The sequence below is a fragment of the Pirellulales bacterium genome (genome assembly GCA_019636335.1).
In the GTDB taxonomy this organism is placed as follows: Bacteria; Planctomycetota; Planctomycetia; order Pirellulales; family JAEUIK01; genus JAHBXR01.
Genome location: JAHBXR010000029.1, coordinates 1 through 19,150 on the forward strand (window position 1 = coordinate 1; position 19,150 = coordinate 19,150).

The following is a 19,150-nucleotide window of genomic DNA, read 5'->3' on the forward strand; positions in this document are numbered from 1 at the left end:
GAGACGTGCGAGCCTGTATACAGCTTCTGATTTACGGCATCGACCGCTAGGCCGTACACGGCGGCAGGTCCCAGTCCGGATGTAATCACATCCTGGATATTCTGCCCATCCAGATCGCTCCGACGGATTGCATATGGTCCGGATGGATAAACGCCGAGCCAATAGATGTGTCGATTCTGCAAATCAACGTCGAGATGTGCCGTGAGGAAGTCTGAGGGGCCACGCGTGTAGATTGGAGCGACGTTGGAGCCGTCCATGTTCGCGTGGTAAATGTCGCCGTTCTGCGTCCAATAGAGACTCGCTCCCCTTACGGATGGTGAAGCGATGGCAAGAACGATCAACAGAAAACACGGCATTGTGACTTTTTGCATTTTGACCCCAATAGAATTTTGTAGCGTATGTGTTGCCGCATCCTGCAAGAAAGAATCCGTCTGAGCAAGTGACTGGCGCGGCAGGCGTCAGGAACGATTTGTCCTTGTCGCCGTGCGAGACTTGACGCATAGCGGGCCGAAGGCCGCATGAGACAGAGAAAATGCCCGGATTCAAGGATCGCGAATGTTATGAGGCAACCAGTGCCTTTTCTTCGGGCAGATGATTCTGGTGCCAGTAGCGATCCTTTCCGAATTGAGATAGCAATTTGAAACTTGTCCGAATGGGGACCTCAAAGCAATTGCAATGCAACGCTCAAAGTATTCGGCACGGCCACCACGAAAAGCCGCGATCTGCCATGTCATGGGGCGCCATGTCATGACTCGCCACGACACGCACCGTTGCGGGGCACCTGCTGGCTGAGCGCCATGATGTGGAGCAGTAGCTCCGTGTGATCGCGGACGCCGTGCCGCTGGTAGACGCGCTTGAGGTAGGTTTCCACCGTCGGCTGAGCGATGCCCGACGCTGGCCCGATCTGCTTGCACTTTTTGCGTTGCAAGAGCAGCTCGACAATCGCGCGCTGCTGGTCGGAGAGCCTCATTTGCTCGGCGATGCGCTTCCAGACGTCGGGCGCGAGGGGAAAGGGGGCCTGCCCCTCGTCATCGCCCGCCAAGAAGTCGTCCGCCGAAGCTTGCATTGCCGCGTCCCCAATAAAACAGGGCGTCGAACCAAAGCCGCTCCGGGAACCCCCGCCAAGGGGTGTAAAGAACGTGCCCTGGCCGACGCCCCTTTCGGGGCGCGGCTGCAAGGCACTGCTTCTTTACTTCCAACTTGCCGGTTTTCGCGGAAGCAGCGTCTTGACGCTCGCGCGTCATTTCAAATTGTCTCCGACGTCGCGCGTGGCGATGCCGGCCCGCCCATTTTATGCCGAGTCTGGTCGCGGCGGCAGTCAGAAAAACCGCCCCCCCGCGGAACGCCCCCAACCCGCACTGGGCAACCCAGTTCCATGATCGATCCCCACGCCACCGATGCCCCGAGGGGGAGTGAGGCGGCTCCAGCTCAATCCTGCCCGTTATCTGCATCTGCGTGTCTCTGCGAAAATCTGCGGATCACCCCCTGGACTGAGTCGAGAGGCCGAACGACTTGATCCACAGAGGGACGCAGATAGACGCAGATGGGGACTGCGGAATACGCATCCCAAGCGCGAGGCGTCAGCGAGGGAAAACACAAGGGCGATGCAACAACGATTTTGTAGTAGTAGGTCAAGTAGCCCTCTACCTGACCAGAGCGAAGCGGTAAGCTCGGCCCCTTCGGTGGGATGCGGCCAACACTGGGTGGCACTGGCTCTGCCGAGTCGAGCAACCGTATTCCAAGTCTAAAACGGCAGCCGCGCGCCAGGCTCGACTCGAACGATCAAAGAACCTCTTCACTTCAATTCACCAGACACTGGCAGAGCCGGTGGCACCCAGAGCCGAGCTGCGCTCGTCCGAACAAGTGTCAGGTACTCCGTACCTGACACTTGTTCTTCGCGCTTAAGATGAGGTGCCGGAGCAAACGAAGAACAGCGTTCGACGACACACCAAAATCCTGCCGATTTGCGGAGAATACAGACAAGGAGCCTCGAAAAGCGCAACTTCAAAAAGCGTGAGCGAGGCGGCTCCAGCTCAATCCTGCCCGTTATCTGCGTGTCTCTGCGAAAATCTGCGGATCACCCCCTGGACTGAGTCGAGAGGCCGAACGACTTGATCCACAGATGGACGCAGATAGACGCAGATGGGGAAACTGCCGAACGCGCATCTCAAGCGCGAAGCGTGAGCGAGGCGGCTCCTCGCTGACCAGTATGATTCAACTGCAAGCAAGCGCTCCGAATAGGAACCTCTTCTGTTGCTTCCGCAACTGGCCGAGTGAGCGTTCCTGCGCGCCGCGGCGCGTCAGGTCTTCCACATGAGCAGCAGCGAGTAGTTCAAGTCGTTCGGCCTTGCCCCGTCGCCGGTGCTGTCGTAGCGATTCAGAATCGCCGCCTTGAGACTGAGGTGCATCTCCTCGTCGATCAAAAATTCCCAGCCGGCGGTCGTGATGATGCGATAGCTGGTGGCCCAATTGGTCCAGTCGGGATAGTAATCGGTGATGCAGTTGATCTTCTGCCGCCTGGTGAGTTGATGCTCGAAGTCGACGCCGATGTCGGCCTCGGGCACGGGATCTTGATCCGGTCCGTCCAGCTCCTTCGACACGCCCGAACCCAGGCGGAAGTTCAACTTCGTGCGGTCGTTCTTGATGATGAGGTAACCGAAACCGAGATTCGTGGCCAGCCGCACATCGAAGGTGCGGAACTCGTCGTATTCGATCAGGCTCAAGCTGTAGAGCGACCAGCGCGAGTCGCCGATGGCGTGCTCGAAGCGGGCCTGCCCCAGGGCATTGTTCGCCGTCTGCTGCCCATTCTCCGACGACATGTTGTAAATGCCGTTGAAATCCCAGGTGTTCTGGCCGCGCGTCCACTTGATATTGCTGCCGATGCGTTCGGAAAGGGTCTCGGTATTGCCTGCCGTGCCATTGAGCCCCATTTCGGCGCTCGCTTCGAAGCCCTCGCGCGGCATCCATTGGCGCACGTCGTACCACGAGTAAACGCGCTCTTCCTCGGGCGCGGCGACCTCCTCGGCCACGAGGTTCTCTTCGCCCGATTCGGCGGCATCCTCGGCCGCGGCCTGCTCCGTGGCGGACACAGGGGCGGCCTCGGCGCTAGCGCCGCTGGCAGTGCTAGCCGCAGCTTGGGGCGTGGGAATGGCCGCCGGCGCCGTGGGGGGCAAGCGGAGCAACTGCGGGCCTTCGATCTCTTGGGCCCCTGCCGCGCCACACCACAAAACCAAACAGCTCAGCAAGATACAGCGAATTGCCGTAGACATGAGGCCTCGCACCGAAAGGAACCTTCTGCCAGGAAAAGTGCGGCAGATTAGCGGTCCGGCGCAGGCCAAACAAGTGAAAGTGGGGAAGCCCAGTCGCACGAGCGTGCAGCAGGGGGCCCCTTATCAGGCATTCTATGAAACTGCACCGTCGGGCGTGCGTACGGGCTGGCCCAGAATCGATCGCGAGCGGTGGTCTGACCACCAATCTCGCATCGCCGGAGAAAAAAGCACGCCCGGCAGGATTCGAACCTGCAACCCTCGGTTCCGAAGACCGATGCGCTATCCAGTTGCGCCACGGGCGCATCGTCCCAACCAGTGGGAGCTGCGACTGCTGACCAGCGAGCGAAGGCGATTTCCGGCGGACGAAGGGGCTTCCCTCGATCCTCCTCGGCATGCCTCCCACCACGGCCAGCATGTGGAAAGAGATTCTACCGTCTCGGTGGTTCGGGGCAAAGCGGCCGAAATCGGCTTCGCCCCCGACCGTCTCGCGCCGTGCCGCACATGTCGCCACGACCGGCGCCGGCAAAAATCCCCGCTTCAGCGCCGAACCAAGATCGATCGTTGCCGGCGATTAGAGATCGGTCAGCATCTCCTGCAAGCGCGGGCTGGAGAGACGCTTCTTATCGGTCCAGTTCTTGAAACGAATGCGACAGGTCAACTTCGGATCGAGCCAGATGGCTTCGATCTGGCTCGGCACGAGGGGCTTGTCGCGCTGCAGATCTTTCATACGTTCCATCAACTCGGTCTTCAATTCCGGCGAGATGCCGTCTGAGACCAGCCCCACGACCTTGAGCTTGCCGTCGACATCGGCGCCCAGCACGAGCGATTCGAAGCTCGTCTTGCCTTGCGGCAGGTAGCCCAGCACGACGCAGTCGACCGAGCGCGGTCGCTTGGCCAACTCGCGCGCCGCTTCATCCTCGGGCTGTTTCTCCTGGTCTTTGTCTTTCTCGTCCCCCTTTTCGCCGGCAAAGTCCTTGATCGAGCCGGCAAGATCTTCATTGCCGGTGCCGCGATCATCGATGCCTTGCGAAACGACCGCATGAACCAGATTCGTCTTGGGGGCAGCCTTATCACCCGTCCAACTCCAGAGCAGGTAATACGGCAGGCCCCCTACGACCGCCATGGCGAAGAAGGCGGACGAGAAGCCCCAAGCGGCCGAAGCCACGCGACGAAAGGTCTCGGGAAAAGCACGGAAGGTGGTACCCCACACCGCCAGCGGCTTGAGCACGAAATCGAGTGGTCCTAGCTGAGCGTCGTGGAATACCGCGTTGGCATAGGCCAGCACGTGTGCGATGGACACGGCGAGCAGGCCGCCGCAGAACATCGCCAGCGCCCAGACCATGCGTGCGAGGCCGCCGTCGGTGGTCAGCACGCGTCCGATGATGGCAATCAGGCCCAGGGCCGCCACGCCCGCCCCCAGCTTCCAGGCCCAGAGCGGAATCTCCTGGTACCAGGGCTTGGGCTTCGACGAGGCATTCGGATCGGCGACGGGATCCGGTTCGACATAGAAACCCAAACGCGGATACCAACCACAGGCCGAGCACCACTCGGCGCCGCGCGTGAACGTGCGAGCCTGGCATTTCGCACAAGGTTCTGCAGCAGGCGCGTTGCTCGCTGGCGCCGGAGCGTTCGCAACAACTTGCGGCTCGTCAGCGGTCGCCGGACCAACCGATACCGGTGTCTCGTAGCCGGCCAAGGTCGTGGGATCGTATTGGTCCGAAGTTGACGAGCTCGCGATCGACGACATGTTCTGTCCCACGGCACGCTGGTGAAGGTTGGAACTACCCCACTCGAGTGGTGGGGAACTTTCGATCCAACCCTAGCTCGCAGCGAGCTACGGGGGGGAGAACATGGACTCACTTCCGCCGCCCGGAAGCCACCAGGCCGCGACTAGGCAATGCTCTTGTCGCGTCGCGACGCATGCAAAGCAGATAACGGCGCGCAGACCGCCGGCGCAAACGGCCGGTTCGGACGATCCGGCACAAACATCATGGCCGGACCAAAAGGCGCGCAAAAAGAGCGCCGCAGTGGAACACTGCCAGAGAACGGCCTTTCGAGACCGCGCGCGGAGAGGAAACGATGTGGTTGCGCGCCGACGTCCATGGGACGCGGCGCGCTCACCCACTAGCGACGACCACCGCCGTAACCACGACCGCCGCCGCCGCCACCGTATCCACCACGTCCGCCACCACCGCCGCCGCCGCCACGATCTTCGCGGGGCTTAGCTTCATTGACGGTCAACGGGCGGCCCTTGAGATCATAGCCGTGCAAGCCATCGATCGCGGCTTGCGCCTCGGCGTCCGATCCCATTTCCACAAACGCGAACCCCTTGCTGCGACCGGTCTCGCGGTCTTCGATCACTTGGGCACTGTTGACGGTGCCGTACTGCGCGAAGAGCGAGTTCAAGTCAGCGCTGGTCACCGCGTACACCAGGTTTCCGACGTACAACCTTTTCCCCATATACGGAACAACTCCTCTACCTGGGCGATTACTCGCCCGCAATCGTCATGCGCGCCCGGGTGCGAAGGGCAGTCCCGACAAGGCAGCCGTCATGAATGGGCATAAGTCTAGCGGCTTCCACCGTGGCTGCAAGGCAAGATTGCACAACCCGGACGGTTTGGCGGAGGTTGCTGACCCGGGCAGTCGGGGTAATCACCCGAGTCGAGCTGGCCAGGCATGCCTGCCGGCCTGAACCGCGCCGCCGCTTAAGCCACGGTGATCTGCGGATCGAGATAGACGTCTTGGATCGCGTGGAGCAACTTGGCGCCCTCGGCCATCGGACGTTGGAACGCCTTGCGACCGCTGATGAGCCCCATGCCGCCGGCACGCTTGTTGATGACGGCCGTGCGGACCGCTTCGGCCAGGTCGGAATCGCCCGCCGAGGCGCCACCCGAGTTGATCAAACCGACGCGTCCCATGTAGCAATTCGCCACCTGGTAACGGCACAGGTCGATCGGGTTGTCCGAGGTCAGCTTCTCATACACCAGGGGCGACGTCTTGCCGAACTTGATCGCCTTGTAACCGCCGTTGTTCTCGGGCAGCTTCTGCTTGATGATATCCGCTTGAATCGTGACCCCCAGGTGGTTCGCCTGACCGGTCAGGTCGGCGGCCACGTGGTAGTCCTTGTCGGGCGTGGTGAAGGCCGGGTTCCGCAAGTAGCACCACAGAATCGTGGCCATGCCCAACTCGTGCGCCTTGTAGAAGGCCTGCGAGACCTCGATGATCTGCCGCGCCGATTCCGGCGAGCCGAAGTAGATCGTGGCGCCAATGGCCGCCGCCCCCATGTGGTAGGCCTCTTCGACCAGACCATACATGATCTGATCGTGACGCGCCGGCAGGCTCAGCAGTTCGTTGTGATTCACCTTGACGATGAAGGGAATCTTGTGGGCATATTTGCGGGCCACGAGGCCCAGCACGCCGAACGTCGACGCGACGCCGCTGCAGCCCCCTTCGATCGCCAGTCGCACGATGTTCTCGGGATCGAAGTAGGCGGGGTTCGGCGCGAACGAGGCGCCGGCCGAGTGCTCGATGCCTTGATCGACCGGCAGGATCGAGATGTAGCCGGTGTTGGCCAGACGGCCCGCCTGATTGAGACGCTCGAGATTGGCCAGAACGCGGAGATTGCGATCGCTCGGCACGAAGTAACGATCGACCGAATCAGGACAGGGCAGGTGCAGCGATTCGCGCGGAATCGTGGTCGACTTGTGGGCCAGCAGGGCCTTGCCGTCTTCACCCAGCAGTTCAATTACTTTTTCGATCATCTTCAACTCCACCGCCTGCGGGGGGACATGCCTGATTTGTCAAAATCGCGTCAACGCGGGCAATCATAACGCTTCTCTCGGCGGTCGACTAGGACTACGGAGAACCGCGCCAACGCTTGACACCCCCTCTCCACCGCCGTAACAACAGCAGCAGGATGAGGGCGCTATGCTGGCGCCGCCCGCGAAAAAAACGTCTCTCGCCGAGAGTGAAGCCACCATGAAGATCGGCATCGTCGGCAGCGGATTCGTCGGAGCGACGGCGGCCTATGCCCTGGTCATGCGCGGCGTCGGCCGCGAGATCGTGCTCGTCGACAAGGCCCTGCCGCGGGCAGAAGCCGAAGCGGACGACATCCTGCACGCGGTCCCCTTCGCCCATCCACTCGAGGTACGGGCCGGCGACTTTCCCGACCTGAAAGGGTCCCAACTGGTCATCCTGGCGGCGGGGGTCGGCCAACAGCCGGGCGAATCGCGACTGGCGCTCCTCGCGCGTAACGCGGCGGTCTTCAGCGATATCGTGCCTAAGATCTTGCGCTACGCCCCCGAGGCCGTGCTGGTCGTCGCGACGAATCCAGTCGACGTGATGACGCACGTCGCCGCCACGCTGGCTGAACGCCTCGGCTTGCCCCGCTCGCGCGTGCTCGGCTCGGGCACCACCCTCGATACCGCCCGTTTTCGGGCCATGTTGGGACAGCACCTGGGGATCGACGCACACCACGTGCATGCTTATGTCCTGGGCGAGCACGGCGATACCGAAGTGCTCACCTGGTCGCTGGTGAACGTGGGGGGCTTGCCGCTCGATCATTTCGCGGCGACGACGGGCATCTGCCTGTCCGAAGAGGTGCGACAACGCATCGATCACGAGGTGCGCGACGCGGCGCAAATGATTATCGCCGGCAAGGGAGCCACCTACTATGGCGTCGCCAGCGCGCTGGCCCGCATCGCCAGCGCCGTGCTCGGCGATCAGCGCGCCATGCTCACCGTCTCGAGCCAGACCGATGCCATCGCCGGTGTCGAGCAAGTCACCCTCTCGCTACCACGACTCGTGGGGGGGGCGGGCGTGCTGACCGAATTTCCGCCGCCGCTCAACGCCGACGAAGAACGAGCGCTGCAACACAGCGCGAGAACCATTCGCGACGCTACCGATTCGCTGTCGGGTGCGTTCTGACGCGTTTCCTCCCTCGACGATCGAAGGGCCCATGCTCGCGCAAGCAAATCTGGTCGTGACCAACCTGGGTGAGCGCCGCCACCGTTCACCTCTCTGCCTGTCGACAACGCCAGGTGACGGCATTGGCGATTTCGTGCTGGACGAAGCACGCGTGCGTTACGTCATCGAGTTGCCAGACGGCCGTTCCCCCGACGCCACGCAGGACCTGCTGTTCGAAAAAGCCGGCCCGCGCGAGCAGATCTTTTTCGATCCGCCGCAGACGAACGTCGCCATCGTGACCTGTGGAGGACTCTGCCCGGGTCTGAACAATGTCATCCGTTCGTTGTTTCTCGAATTGCACCACAACTACGGCGTGGCCAACGTGTGGGGCATTCGCTACGGCTATCGTGGTCTGAACCCGCGCGAGGGGGACCCGCCGATCTTGCTCACGCCGCAGTTCGTCGAGAACATCCACCGGCAGGGTGGCACGGTGCTCGGCTCGTCGCGCGGGCCGCAGGATCCCGCGGTCACGGTCGATTTTCTCGTCGAGCATCAGATCAGCGCACTCTTTTGCCTGGGGGGCGATGGCACGCAACGGGGCGCCGAGGCCATCCATCAGGAGGTGGCACGACGCAAGTTGCCGATCGCGGTGATTGGCATTCCCAAGACCATCGACAACGACATCCCCTACGTCACGCAGACGTTCGGCTTTTCGACCGCGCTGGAAAAGGCCAAAGAAGTGATCGACGGCGCGCACGCCGAGTCGAAAGGGGCCCCGCGCGGCATCGGCCTGGTCAAAGTCATGGGGCGCGATGCCGGATTCATCGCCGCCGGAGCCACGATCGCCAGCCAGGAGGTCAACTTCGCGCTGATCCCCGAGGCGAAGTTCTCGCTCGACGGGGAAGGGGGCCTGCTTGCCGCGCTGGCCAAGCGACTCGACGAACGCGACCACGCCGTCATCGTCGTCGCCGAGGGAGCAGGACAAGACCTGCTCGAGGAAGAAACGACCCGCGACGCGTCAGGCAATCGCAAACAGGCCGATATCGGACCACCCCTGGCAGCGCGCATCGTGCGCTACTTCGAGTCGATCGACAAGCCGGTGAACCTCAAGTACATCGATCCCAGCTATACCATTCGCAGCGTGCCGGCCAATGTTGAAGACAGCCTGCTCTGCAACGCCCTGGCGCGGAATGCCGCGCATGCGGCCATGGCCGGCAAGACGGGCGTCATGATCGGCTATTGGCACGATGCCTACATTCACGTGCCCATTCCAACCGCCGTCGCCACCAAAAAGCGTGTGGCGCCCGAGAGCGAGCTCTGGATGGCGGTCGAGGCATGTACCGGCCAGCCGCGCTGGCGCTGAGGCCCCGACGGCAGGCAAGTCGCGGTCGATGGCCGCGCTACTTGGCCATGCGTTCCCAATCCAGACCAGAATCGTTCTTGATCTGCTTCGACCAGGCGGCCGACAACTCTTGCCGGTCGATCTGCGACGACGAGGCGTAGCGATTGAAGTTCGAGGCCATGAACGTCTCGCGCAGCACCGTCTCCGAGGGGGTGGTCGACTCGAGTTGGACCACGTAGGCCACGTCTTCCGGCTGATTCATGGCCACGCCGACCTCGCCCGGGGCGAGATGGAACACGGTTCGCATGAACGATTGCCCTGCGTCGCTCACTCCCTGGACGGTGCTGAGACGCGGCGGCTGATTCGGCGTCAAACCGACGGGCACGCTACCGTGCGTGAGCCAACTGAACGGCCCGGTGCTGGCGACTTCCAGCCCGGCGTCACCGGCAAAGACTTCCTGGAGCGGCTTCTTCGCCTCGCGGGCACGAGCGGCCAGCTCTTCGGCATGGGCCAGCGCCAACTTGCGCGCCTCGCGCAGCTTCCACTCGCGCACGACTTGCTCGCGCACCTGCTCGAAGGTCGGCACGAACTCCTTGACCTCGTTCGTCTTCCAGAAGAGGTAGCGATTGCCGAGGAAATCTTGCGATTCGCGAATGAAGAACGGACGCAACGACTGGAACGCCACGATCCCGAACGGCTGCCGATCGACGACCGACTTGCCGATGTCGGTCTCGACCTGCATCTCGACGGCGCTCAGCAGCGGCGTTTCATCGGCGCTGAGACCGGGGAACTCCTTGATCGCCTCGGCCAGATCGAACTTCGGCGGAACCGGCGGTTCCTGATGGTCGCGGAGCGCGACGTTGAACTTCTGGAACTCGTCGTAATGCTCGTCGTAGAAGGCGGTCATCTTTTCGCGCAGCTTGGCGAAGTCCGCCTCGATGTCCTTGTAGATGCGCTCGAACGCCAGTTGCTGGCGGATGCGCTTCTCAACCTTCCACAGCGGCTCGAACTCGGGACGCGGACCGTCGCGCAGGTCGGAAGGCAGGCTCCACTGCTCCGAAAGCCGATTCAGTTGATCCTCGAAGCTGAGCGGCGCGGTCGATTCGAGTTCCTGTCCGCCATCCGTCGGGGGAAACGTGACGGCCGACGTATCGGCCTGAGCCAGCAGCAAGTCGTCTCCCGCCTGACCGGAAAGGGCCGCCTCGCTGCCGCCGTGCGACGACTGTTGATCCGCCGCGGGCGTTTCCTCCGAGGCGGGCTTCTCGTCGGCAGGCGATGCTTCCGTCGCCGGAGCGTCGGCGGGCGTCTCTTCCTGGGGAGCGTCTTCGGCCGGCTTGTCGCTGGCGGGCTCTTCCGCGGCCTCCTCGTCCGCTTTCGGCTCTTCTTCGGCCGGCGGATCGAAATCGGAATACGGGAAGCGATCCTTGTTCTTTTCGTAGAACTCCTTCACTTCCTCGTCGGTCACCTTCTCCTCGGCCACCTTCATCAGTGCTTCGAGATCGGCCTTGGCGTATTGGAACTGCGCCTTCGCCGGCTGATAGAAGCCTGGCTCTGGGTCGCCCGGTACCGCCGGCTGACCCTTGAACTCCTCGAAGTAGGCCCGCAATTCGGCGTCGGTCGGCTCGGACACCTGGCCGACAAAATCCTCGACCTTGACCGGCAGAACCTGAGCCGTCGCGGTTTCGTTGGTGCGACGAAACAGCTCCCAGCGCGCGGCGGGGGGCAAGCTGCGCAGCGGATCGGAGGTGATGTTCTCCATGTACGAGACCATCAAGATTCCGCGCAACCCGTCGAACAACTTGCCCTGCGTCAGGTTCATCGAAGTCAGCAGGTTGCGAATCTGATCGGACGTCAGCATGTTGAGCGTGACGTAGCGCAGGAATTCGTTGACGCTCGAATCGCTGACCACCACTCCCAGTTCGGTCGCCTTCCGCTGCAGCACGTACTGCTGGATGACCGATGCCTCGGTGGCCGGATTCAACATGCCGAAACGCTGCATCTGCGACTGAAGCAGGTTGAACAACTGCTGGTCGTTCAGGTTCGGCAGCGCTTTTTCCTGGCGGACCGCGACGGCGGTTTCTTGCATCAAGCGGAGCAGAAACTGGTTGATGATGTTCCGCGCCTGCAGCATCCGCTGAATCTCGGTCTCGGTCACCTTGCCGAATTTGGTCGTGACCACGACAGGATCGTCGGTGGGAGTGGAGCTACTTGGCCCCAGGGTGGCAACACTGCCGAAGGCGAAGGCGATCATGAGCATCACCCCTAGCACGGCGAGCCAGATTTTTTGACGCTTGCGGAACGAACGAAATAGCTGCGACATATCGGGATAGGCCTCGAATACACTCCCAGCCGGCAAAGTCGGCACACTTGACAGCCGGGGGAGGAGGGACTTATGGGTGACGATTACAATTCTGCCCGACCAGGGCCTTGCATTGTAGGGTTAGACGACGTAAACGCAATGCTAAAAAGGAGTGTGGTGCGGCGAGCCGGGGCAAAATCGTGCTTGACGTTTGCCACAGCGACGTAGAATTGGTCCCCCGGATGGGCCGTTTCACCGGCCTAATCAGACGATTTCTTTACGTGTTGCGAGACTTGTAGGATCAAAAGGGAAGGTGACGCGGCGGCTCTCTGCCACGTCCGTCCCCGACGTGTGCTAAAAGCCTTGTTGAATGGGCAGCGACGCCCGCCAGGCAGTTAGGGCCGATCTCGACTGGATGCACCCATGGCGAAAAAAGCAAGCAAGCGCGAAGGCAAGGCACTCGTGATCGTCGAGTCCCCCGCCAAGGCACGCACGATCAGCAAATTCCTCGGCAACGACTACGTGATCGAGGCCAGTATCGGCCACGTTCGCGATCTGCCCGAGGGGGCCAAGGAAGTGCCCGCCGAGTTCAAGCAGGAGGATTGGGCCTATCTGGGCGTGAACGTCAAGGATCGGTTCGAGCCCATCTACATCGTCTCGCGGGGCAAGAGCGAGCAGGTCCGCAAGCTGAAGGGGCTGCTGAAAGAGGCGAACGAGCTCTACCTGGCGACGGACGAAGACCGCGAAGGAGAAGCCATCAGTTGGCACCTGCGCGAATTGCTCAAGCCGAAGGTTCCCGTCCACCGCCTCGTCTTTCACGAAATCACCAAAGACGCCATTCTCGAGGCGCTCGAGCATCCGCGCGACATCGATAACGATCTCGTCCGCGCCCAAGAGACGCGGCGCATCGTCGATCGTCTCTATGGCTACGAGGTGTCGCCGCTGCTGTGGCGCAAGGTGCGTCCGAAGCTCTCGGCCGGTCGCGTGCAAAGCGTCGCCATGCGGTTGATCGTCGACCGCGAGCGCGATCGCATGGCCTTCGTCTCCGCCACCTATTGGGACCTGCTGGCCATCTTCGCCAAGCAGGCCGGCGAACAATTTCAGGCGACGCTCGTGTCGGTCGATGGCCGCAAGTTGCCCGCTGGCAAGGACTTCGACCCCGCTACCGGCAAGATTCGCGACACGGCTTTGATGGTGCTCGATGAAGCGCAGGTCAAGGACCTGGCCGAACGCCTTCAGACGGCCGAGTTCCGCGTCGCCTCGATCGAAGACAAGCCCTACACGTCGAAGCCGTACGCCCCCTTCACGACGAGCACGCTGCAGCAGGAAGCGAACCGCAAGTTCCGCTTCACCGCACGGCGCACGATGCAGATCGCGCAGAGCCTGTACGAGACGGGGCACATCACCTACATGCGTACCGACTCGACAAACCTTTCGACCGAGGCGGTCAAGGCGGCGCGCGATCTCGTTACCTCCCAGTACGGTCGCGAGTACCTTCCCGATCAACCCCGTACCTACCAGACCAAAGTCAAGAATGCGCAAGAGGCGCACGAAGCCATTCGCCCGGCAGGGCACACCTTCGAGCGGCCTGAAGACCTGCGCAGCCAATTGAGCGACGAAGAGTTCAAGCTCTACGACATGATCTGGAAACGTACCGTTGCCAGCCAGATGGCCGATGCGCGCGGTCACCGTATCTCGGTCAGCATCGAAGGAGGGGGCGCTGCCTTCCAAGTCGGCGGAAAGACCATCGATTTCGCCGGATACCTGCGGGCCTATGTCGAAGGCTCGGACGATCCCGCGGCCGATCTGGCCGATCAGGAAACCGTGCTGCCGCAGTTGGCCGTGGGCGAGACGCTCGATTGCCGCCAGCTCGACTCCAAGAGCCACACCACGCAGCCCCCGGCCCGCTATACGGAAGCCACGCTCACGCGGGCCCTCGAAGAACTCGGTATCGGCCGTCCCAGCACCTATGCGGCGATTATCGAGACGATTCTCAATCGCGAATACGCGCTCAAGCGCGGCAACGCCTTGGTGCCCACCTGGGTCGCCTTCGCTGTCTCGAAGTTGCTCGAAGACCACCTGCCACAGCTCGTCGACTACAGCTTTACCGCCAAGATGGAAGACGATCTCGACGCCATCAGCCGCGGCGAAGCGGGACACGTCGATTACCTGCAATCGTTCTACTACGGCAACGGTCGATCGGGCCTGAAGCCGCTGTTGGCCGAAAAGGTCGATCAGATCGATGCCCGCGATGTTAGCCGCGTGCAGTTGGGACTCGCTCCCACGCCGGGGGGCTTCGACGAGCCGGTCTTTGTCCGCGTGGGACGCTATGGACCGTTCCTCGAGCATGGAGAGCGCCGCGCGAGCATTCCGGACGAAGTCGCCCCCGACGAGATGTCCCTCTCGAAGGCGCTCGAGATGCTCGAGCAGGCCGGCCAGGGCGAGGAGCCGATCGGCCACTGCCCCGACACCGGCAAACCGGTCTACCTGAAGACGGGCCGCTTTGGACCGTACGTCCAGCGGGGCACGCCCGAGGACGAAGAGAAGCCGCAGAACGCCTCGCTCTTGAAGGGCATGACCCCGAGCGACGTGACGCTGGAAGTGGCGCTCAAGCTCCTCTCGCTGCCGCGCAATCTCGGCAACCATCCCGACAACAACGAGGCGATCGTGGCCTACAACGGCCGCTTCGGACCGTACATCAAGTGTGGCGACGAGACGCGCTCGCTGCCGGCGGGCATGTCGCCCCTCGACGTCACGCGTGAGGACGCCTTGGCGCTACTCGCGCAACCCAAGCAGCAGCGGCGAGGCTTCGGCGCGGCGCGCACGCCCCTCAAAGAATTCGAGCCTTCGCCCGTCACGACGAAGCCGGTGCAACTGTTCGAAGGCCGCTATGGCCTCTATGTCACCGACGGCGAGACCAATGCCTCGTTGCCCAAGGGGCTCACGGCCGAAGAGCTGACCAAGGAACGGGCCTTGGAACTACTGGCCGAACGCGCCGCCGCCGGCCCCAGCAAGAAGAAGGGGGGCCGCGGAGCGAAAAAGGCCCCCGCCGCCAAGAAGGCGGCATCGCCCAAGAAAGCCGCCAAGGGCACCAAGAAGGCGGCCTCTAGCTAGGTTGAATCTGCCAGGCGACGAGCCACCTCTGGGGGATTTCACGCTGATTCTTTGCTCCTGGCGTAGACTGCGCCTAGAGTGAATCGGCAGGCACAACGCGCGTCCCAACGACGCACAAGTGCCGGTCACCCGACCTCTTACCTGGAACGCTACTGAATTTGACCTGACCGTTTGTCGCAGCGCACAAATTGCTCGCTGCTCGGGTGGCTTGGTAGCCTTTTGCCCGTCCTAAGTTTCTGCTTGGACGTCCTTCCGTTGGGCAAACCTCGCCGACATTTTTGCAGCGGTCGATTCCGCACCTGTTAGATCGATGCTCGTGTACGTCGACGTGCCAGCCCTTTCTTCTTTGCCAGCCTTAGATATTGCCACACATGAAAACGCTTGCCGCTCGGTTCGCCATCGTCTGTATTTCCGTGGGATTGTTTCCCTCCTCGACCGCCTATGCGACGCCACTCTGGCGCCAAGTCGGCGTGGTGCGCGACGGCGTTAATGGCGTGACAGGTTTGCAAGGCGTTTATGACTTGGTTACCAGTTCCGATGGGCTCTATGCCTACTCGGCGGCCTACACGTCTAGTGCGATCTCGGTATTTGCTCGAGACCCTGCAACAGGCATGCTCACGCAGCAGCAGGTCTTGCAGGATGATGTCGGCGGCGTAGCGGGCATCGGTGCCACGCGTGCCTTGCGTATTAGCCCCGATGGCAAATTCCTCTACGCCGCAGGTCAGAACGACAACTCGATCGCTATTTTCGATCGCAATTCTTTGAATGGTCAGTTGACGTATCTTTCTTCCTACTCGAATGGCGGAGTATTGAACGGCCTGACGGCCGTTAATGCGATGAACATTTCGAACGACGGCAAGTTCCTATATGCTTCCAGCGAGCAAAACCATTCGCTGAGTACTTTCGCACGCGATCAATCCACCGGAGCACTGACGTTCGTTGAAACGCTCAAAGACGGCATCGGCCCGACCACCACGCTCAACACGATTCGCAGTTTCACGATCACCGACGATGACCGATTTCTCTACGTTCCGGCACGCGATGACAATGATCTGACGCAATTCTCCCGTGATCCGATCACAGGAAAACTAAGCGTGGTCCAAGCGCTGATCGACAGCCCCGATTTCTTCGGTCCGACGCACATTGCCTTCAGTCCCACCGGCCAGCACGCCTATGTCACCGAACAGTTTGGCGATGCCATCTCGCTGTTCGACGTTGATAGCCTGTCGGGAAACCTGACGTTTAAGTCGAGGTATGTCGACACCTTCGGTGGATTCGATTACCTGGATCTACCCGAAGACGTTACTGTCACGGCAGATGGCAAGTTCGTCCTCGTCTCCGTTGTCCGTGACGATGCTCTGAATATCTATTTGCGCGATCCCATAACAGGCGAGTTGACCGAACATCAACAGTTCGTCAACACCGTGGCCGGAATCGAAGGATTGAACGGCGCGAGAGAGATTTACCTCTCTCCCGACCAGAAATTCCTGTACGTGATGGGAGCGGAGGAAAACGCCATCGCGATCTTCACCGTTCCCGAGCCTTCGACATTCGGCATCGCTGCTCTCGGTCTGGCCGTCGCAGGTGGCATCGCCTGTAAACGTCGCAAGCAGCAGCACCGGCTGGTATCTGCGCCGCACGGTTAGCCGTTCGGTCCCAGCGCCTTCGACAGCGCCTCGACGAAGAAGAAATCGCCCCACATCACCGATTCGTCCACGCCCAGGTTCTTCTTCGTGTGGTAGACGCCGTGCTGGAGCACGCCCTCCCAGCCGGGCGTATTGGCCGCCAGGTAGTGCGGCGTACAAAGCTCGTCGAGCATGGCGAGCGCCGTGTCGCGATATTGCGCGGCCCGCTCGGCCGACTTCGTGCGTCCCGCCAGATCGAGCAACCCGCTGGCGGCAATGGCCGCGGCCGAGCTGTCCTTCTGCGGTCCCCAGGGCAACGGCTGCGACAGGTCGGCATCGAAGTCCCAATACGGAATGCGATCCACGGGCAGGCTCTTGAGCCAGTAGCCGGCGTTCCGCTCGGCGACCTCGATAAACTCGTCGAGTCCCGTGTAGCCGTACACCGTGGTGTAACCGTACAGCGACCAGGCCAGCCCGCGTGCCCAGGCACTGTCGTCGCGCAACCCCTGGTGGGTCGACTGCCGCAGGAACTCGCCCGTCTCGGTATTGAAGATTCCTTCGTGCGCGGTCGAGCCGTCCGGCCGCACGATCTTGTCGCGCGTCGTGCGGCAGTGCGCGAGGGCGACACGCTCAAGTTCCTTGTCCCCCGTCTCCCGCGCCGCGTAAAAGATGATCGGCACGTTCATCATGATGTCGATGAACAACGACTCGGGCGCGACGAACGAACGCAGATACTGTCCACGTTCCATGAAGCGCAGGGCGAGCGTGCGCCCGGCCTGCACGATCACGTCGTTCAAGTGCGGCTCGCCGAACTCCTGGTACCAGGGCAGGTACGTGTTCAGGAAAATGAAACCCAGGTCGTGGACGTGGCGGTCGTGCTGGCGATGCTTGAGCAGCTTCGAATAGTGCTCGGCCCGGGTTCGCCACTGGCCACGCCCCGTCCGCTGGTAGAACTTCCACATCATGCCGGCGAAGAAGCCGCCCGTCCAATCGGTCCACAGCTCGCCGTCGTGATGCCAGCGTCCGCCGGTCGTGTAGATCGGAAAATAGTCGGGCGTGCGCTCGATCGTGTCGGCCACCTGCCGTTCGGCGAACTCGAAGGCGCGAGTGTATTCGTGGCGTCGCTGGGCGTCGAGCATGGCAAATCGAAAGAGATTTCTAGCGGAAAGTTTCGACAGAAGCAGGAGCGCACCGGCAGCACCGCGGGCGCTGTTATTCGACGTCGGGGCGTGGCTGGCGTTCGCGTTCGGCCAGCATCGGCTCGAGCTCGTCGACGAAGTCGCGGACGTCCTTGAATTCGCGATAGACGCTGGCGAAGCGCACGAAGGCCACCTGGTCGAGCTGCCGCAGGTGGCGCATCACCATCTCGCCCAGTTGCCGGCTTTCGATCTCCGACTCGCACGTCTCGTAGACGTCGCGCTCGATCTCGCTCACCACCTGCTCGATCTGCGCCAGGCTGACGGGCCTTTTCCAGCAGGCCTTCTCGAGCCCCTGGCGAATTCTTTCCCGTTCGAAGGGGACTCGGCCGCCATCCTTTTTGATGACCTTGATGACCGCCTCTTCCACACGTTCGTAGGTAGTGTAGCGGCGACGGCAGGCGAGACACTCGCGGCGGCGGCGAATCGTCGTGCCATCCTCGTTCGTGCGAGAATCGACGACGCGATCGTTATCGACGCGGCAGAAAGGACACTTCATATCCAGGGACTCGGCGCGGCCAAAGGTGTTCTATCGAGCGGGCACGGCAGCCCCGCCCGGTTATACCGCAAGAGGTCGTCCCCTGCCCATAGCGAGACGTCGGACGGTACTGGTTTCGGGCCAAGATCTTGCGGCACGTGGCGAAGCAGCTCGTAGTGACCCTGTGCGCGGCCCCCACTATAATGCGGCCGCCTGGTATCCCCGCTTTCGCCACGTGTCACGGATCGATCCACCATGAAATGCACCGCCTGCCGCGCCGACGTACCAGCCACGGCTGCCTTCTGCCCTGCCTGCGGGGCGAAAATCGCCGCCGACGCGACGGCCAAACCAGAACCGGCGCAGGCAGCCGTCGAGACGAGCCTCCGCTCGCGTCTGACGCCCCGCGGTCTCCCCGATTCGCCCGAGCAGGATCTCTGGCACGGGGGCTACTCGCCCAAGGCGATGCTGGGGGCCTGGGTCGTCAGCGCGCTCATCTCGATCGCCTGCTTGATCGCCCCCTTTCTGATCGCCAGCGGTAGTGGCTGGTACCTGGCCAGCTTCGGCATCATCGCCGTGGCGTGGATCGTGCCGGCTCTCGTGCTGCTGTTTCGCCGGATGAGCATCAGCTACCGCGTGACCAATCAGCGGCTCTTTCACGAGAGTGGCATCTTGCGCCGCCGTACCGATCGCATCGAGCTGATCGACGTCGACGACGTGGCCACCGATCAGGGGCCGTTCGAGCGGATGATGGGGGTGGGAAGCATCCGCATCACCTCGTCCGATCGCACGCATCCCGTGCTCGTGTTGCAGGGCATCGAAGGCGTGCGCGACGTGGCCGCCAAGATCGACAACGGCCGGCGAGCCGAACGCCTGCGCCGCGGCCTGCACATCGAGACGGTCTAAACCGCACGCTCACGCAAGG

The 19,150-nt window shown here is 62.2% G+C and carries 14 protein-coding genes and 1 tRNA gene; 5 read left to right on the top strand and 10 right to left on the bottom strand.

Features of this window, described 5'->3' with window-relative positions:
* The 7 genes from KF708_21625 to KF708_21655 form a co-directional block, all read right to left on the bottom strand.
* The coding region (locus KF708_21625; protein ID MBX3415300.1) for a hypothetical protein at positions 1–419 on the bottom strand (419 nt) is incomplete at its 3' end.
* Between the two features lie 326 nt (positions 420–745).
* Positions 746–1,066, bottom strand: coding sequence for a hypothetical protein (locus KF708_21630; protein ID MBX3415301.1), 321 nt, complete (start codon positions 1,064–1,066; stop codon positions 746–748).
* Between the two features lie 1,234 nt (positions 1,067–2,300).
* Complete coding sequence (locus KF708_21635) at positions 2,301–3,269, bottom strand: DUF481 domain-containing protein (GenBank protein ID MBX3415302.1); 969 nt, start codon at positions 3,267–3,269, stop codon at positions 2,301–2,303.
* A gap of 228 nt (positions 3,270–3,497) precedes the next feature.
* A tRNA-Arg gene (locus tag KF708_21640) sits at positions 3,498–3,571 on the bottom strand.
* Positions 3,572–3,840: 269 nt separating this feature from the next.
* The gene (locus KF708_21645) at positions 3,841–5,016 is read right to left on the bottom strand and encodes a hypothetical protein (GenBank protein MBX3415303.1); all 1,176 of its coding nucleotides are present in this window, start codon (positions 5,014–5,016) and stop codon (positions 3,841–3,843) included.
* A gap of 377 nt (positions 5,017–5,393) precedes the next feature.
* The gene (locus KF708_21650; GenBank protein ID MBX3415304.1) at positions 5,394–5,729 is read right to left on the bottom strand and encodes an RNA-binding protein; all 336 of its coding nucleotides are present in this window, start codon (positions 5,727–5,729) and stop codon (positions 5,394–5,396) included.
* A 245-nt stretch (positions 5,730–5,974) separates the two neighbouring features.
* The gene (locus KF708_21655) at positions 5,975–7,030 is read right to left on the bottom strand and encodes a class I fructose-bisphosphate aldolase (GenBank protein MBX3415305.1); all 1,056 of its coding nucleotides are present in this window, start codon (positions 7,028–7,030) and stop codon (positions 5,975–5,977) included.
* A gap of 217 nt (positions 7,031–7,247) precedes the next feature.
* On the opposite strand from KF708_21655, the gene KF708_21660 reads away from it, so the two are divergent.
* Both KF708_21660 and KF708_21665 read left to right on the top strand, forming a co-directional pair.
* A complete protein-coding gene (locus tag KF708_21660; protein ID MBX3415306.1) occupies positions 7,248–8,195 on the top strand; it encodes an L-lactate dehydrogenase in 948 nt (315 codons plus the stop codon).
* 31 nt (positions 8,196–8,226) lie between these two features.
* Entirely contained in the window at positions 8,227–9,537 is a 1,311-nt protein-coding gene (locus KF708_21665) for an ATP-dependent 6-phosphofructokinase (protein ID MBX3415307.1), read from the top strand.
* 37 nt (positions 9,538–9,574) lie between these two features.
* On the opposite strand, the gene KF708_21670 is transcribed toward KF708_21665, so the two are convergent.
* Entirely contained in the window at positions 9,575–11,836 is a 2,262-nt protein-coding gene (locus tag KF708_21670; GenBank protein MBX3415308.1) for a hypothetical protein, read from the bottom strand.
* 402 nt (positions 11,837–12,238) lie between these two features.
* On the opposite strand from KF708_21670, the gene topA reads away from it, so the two are divergent.
* Together topA and KF708_21680 are read left to right on the top strand one after the other, a co-directional pair.
* Positions 12,239–14,929 (top strand): type I DNA topoisomerase, encoded by a 2,691-nt coding sequence (gene topA / locus KF708_21675; protein MBX3415309.1) that lies wholly within the window; start codon positions 12,239–12,241, stop codon positions 14,927–14,929.
* A 371-nt stretch (positions 14,930–15,300) separates the two neighbouring features.
* On the top strand, positions 15,301–16,575 hold the full coding sequence (locus KF708_21680) for a beta-propeller fold lactonase family protein (protein ID MBX3415310.1): 1,275 nt from the start codon (positions 15,301–15,303) through the stop codon (positions 16,573–16,575).
* Here KF708_21680 and KF708_21685 read toward each other — a convergent pair.
* Positions 16,572–17,693: a glycoside hydrolase family 88 protein gene (locus tag KF708_21685; GenBank protein ID MBX3415311.1), complete on the bottom strand. Its 1,122-nt coding sequence runs from the start codon at positions 17,691–17,693 to the stop codon at positions 16,572–16,574. The two genes, KF708_21680 and KF708_21685, sit on opposite strands and share 4 nt — an antisense overlap.
* Before the next feature lie 73 nt (positions 17,694–17,766).
* A complete protein-coding gene (gene nrdR, locus KF708_21690; protein MBX3415312.1) occupies positions 17,767–18,249 on the bottom strand; it encodes a transcriptional regulator NrdR in 483 nt (160 codons plus the stop codon).
* A 234-nt stretch (positions 18,250–18,483) separates the two neighbouring features.
* Between nrdR and KF708_21695 the strand changes: the two genes are divergently transcribed.
* Positions 18,484–19,131, top strand: a complete 648-nt coding sequence (locus KF708_21695) for a PH domain-containing protein (protein ID MBX3415313.1) — start codon at positions 18,484–18,486, stop codon at positions 19,129–19,131.
* Positions 19,132–19,150 lie beyond the last annotated feature (19 nt).

Excerpts from the sequence above, each read along its gene's own strand:
- KF708_21630 (MBX3415301.1), bottom strand. The coding sequence starts at position 1,066 with ATGCAAGCTTCGGCGGACGACTTCTTGGCGGGCGATGACGAGGGGCAG.
- KF708_21660 (MBX3415306.1), top strand. The coding sequence starts at position 7,248 with ATGAAGATCGGCATCGTCGGCAGCGGATTCGTCGGAGCGACGGCGGCC.
- KF708_21655 (MBX3415305.1), bottom strand. The coding sequence starts at position 7,030 with ATGATCGAAAAAGTAATTGAACTGCTGGGTGAAGACGGCAAGGCCCTG.
- KF708_21685 (MBX3415311.1), bottom strand. The coding sequence starts at position 17,693 with ATGCTCGACGCCCAGCGACGCCACGAATACACTCGCGCCTTCGAGTTC.
- KF708_21665 (MBX3415307.1), top strand. The coding sequence starts at position 8,227 with ATGCTCGCGCAAGCAAATCTGGTCGTGACCAACCTGGGTGAGCGCCGC.
- nrdR (MBX3415312.1), bottom strand. The coding sequence starts at position 18,249 with ATGAAGTGTCCTTTCTGCCGCGTCGATAACGATCGCGTCGTCGATTCT.
- topA (MBX3415309.1), top strand. The coding sequence starts at position 12,239 with ATGGCGAAAAAAGCAAGCAAGCGCGAAGGCAAGGCACTCGTGATCGTC.
- KF708_21645 (MBX3415303.1), bottom strand. The coding sequence starts at position 5,016 with ATGTCGTCGATCGCGAGCTCGTCAACTTCGGACCAATACGATCCCACG.
- KF708_21650 (MBX3415304.1), bottom strand. The coding sequence starts at position 5,729 with ATGGGGAAAAGGTTGTACGTCGGAAACCTGGTGTACGCGGTGACCAGC.
- KF708_21670 (MBX3415308.1), bottom strand. The coding sequence starts at position 11,836 with ATGTCGCAGCTATTTCGTTCGTTCCGCAAGCGTCAAAAAATCTGGCTC.
- KF708_21695 (MBX3415313.1), top strand. The coding sequence starts at position 18,484 with ATGAAATGCACCGCCTGCCGCGCCGACGTACCAGCCACGGCTGCCTTC.
- KF708_21680 (MBX3415310.1), top strand. The coding sequence starts at position 15,301 with ATGAAAACGCTTGCCGCTCGGTTCGCCATCGTCTGTATTTCCGTGGGA.
- KF708_21635 (MBX3415302.1), bottom strand. The coding sequence starts at position 3,269 with ATGTCTACGGCAATTCGCTGTATCTTGCTGAGCTGTTTGGTTTTGTGG.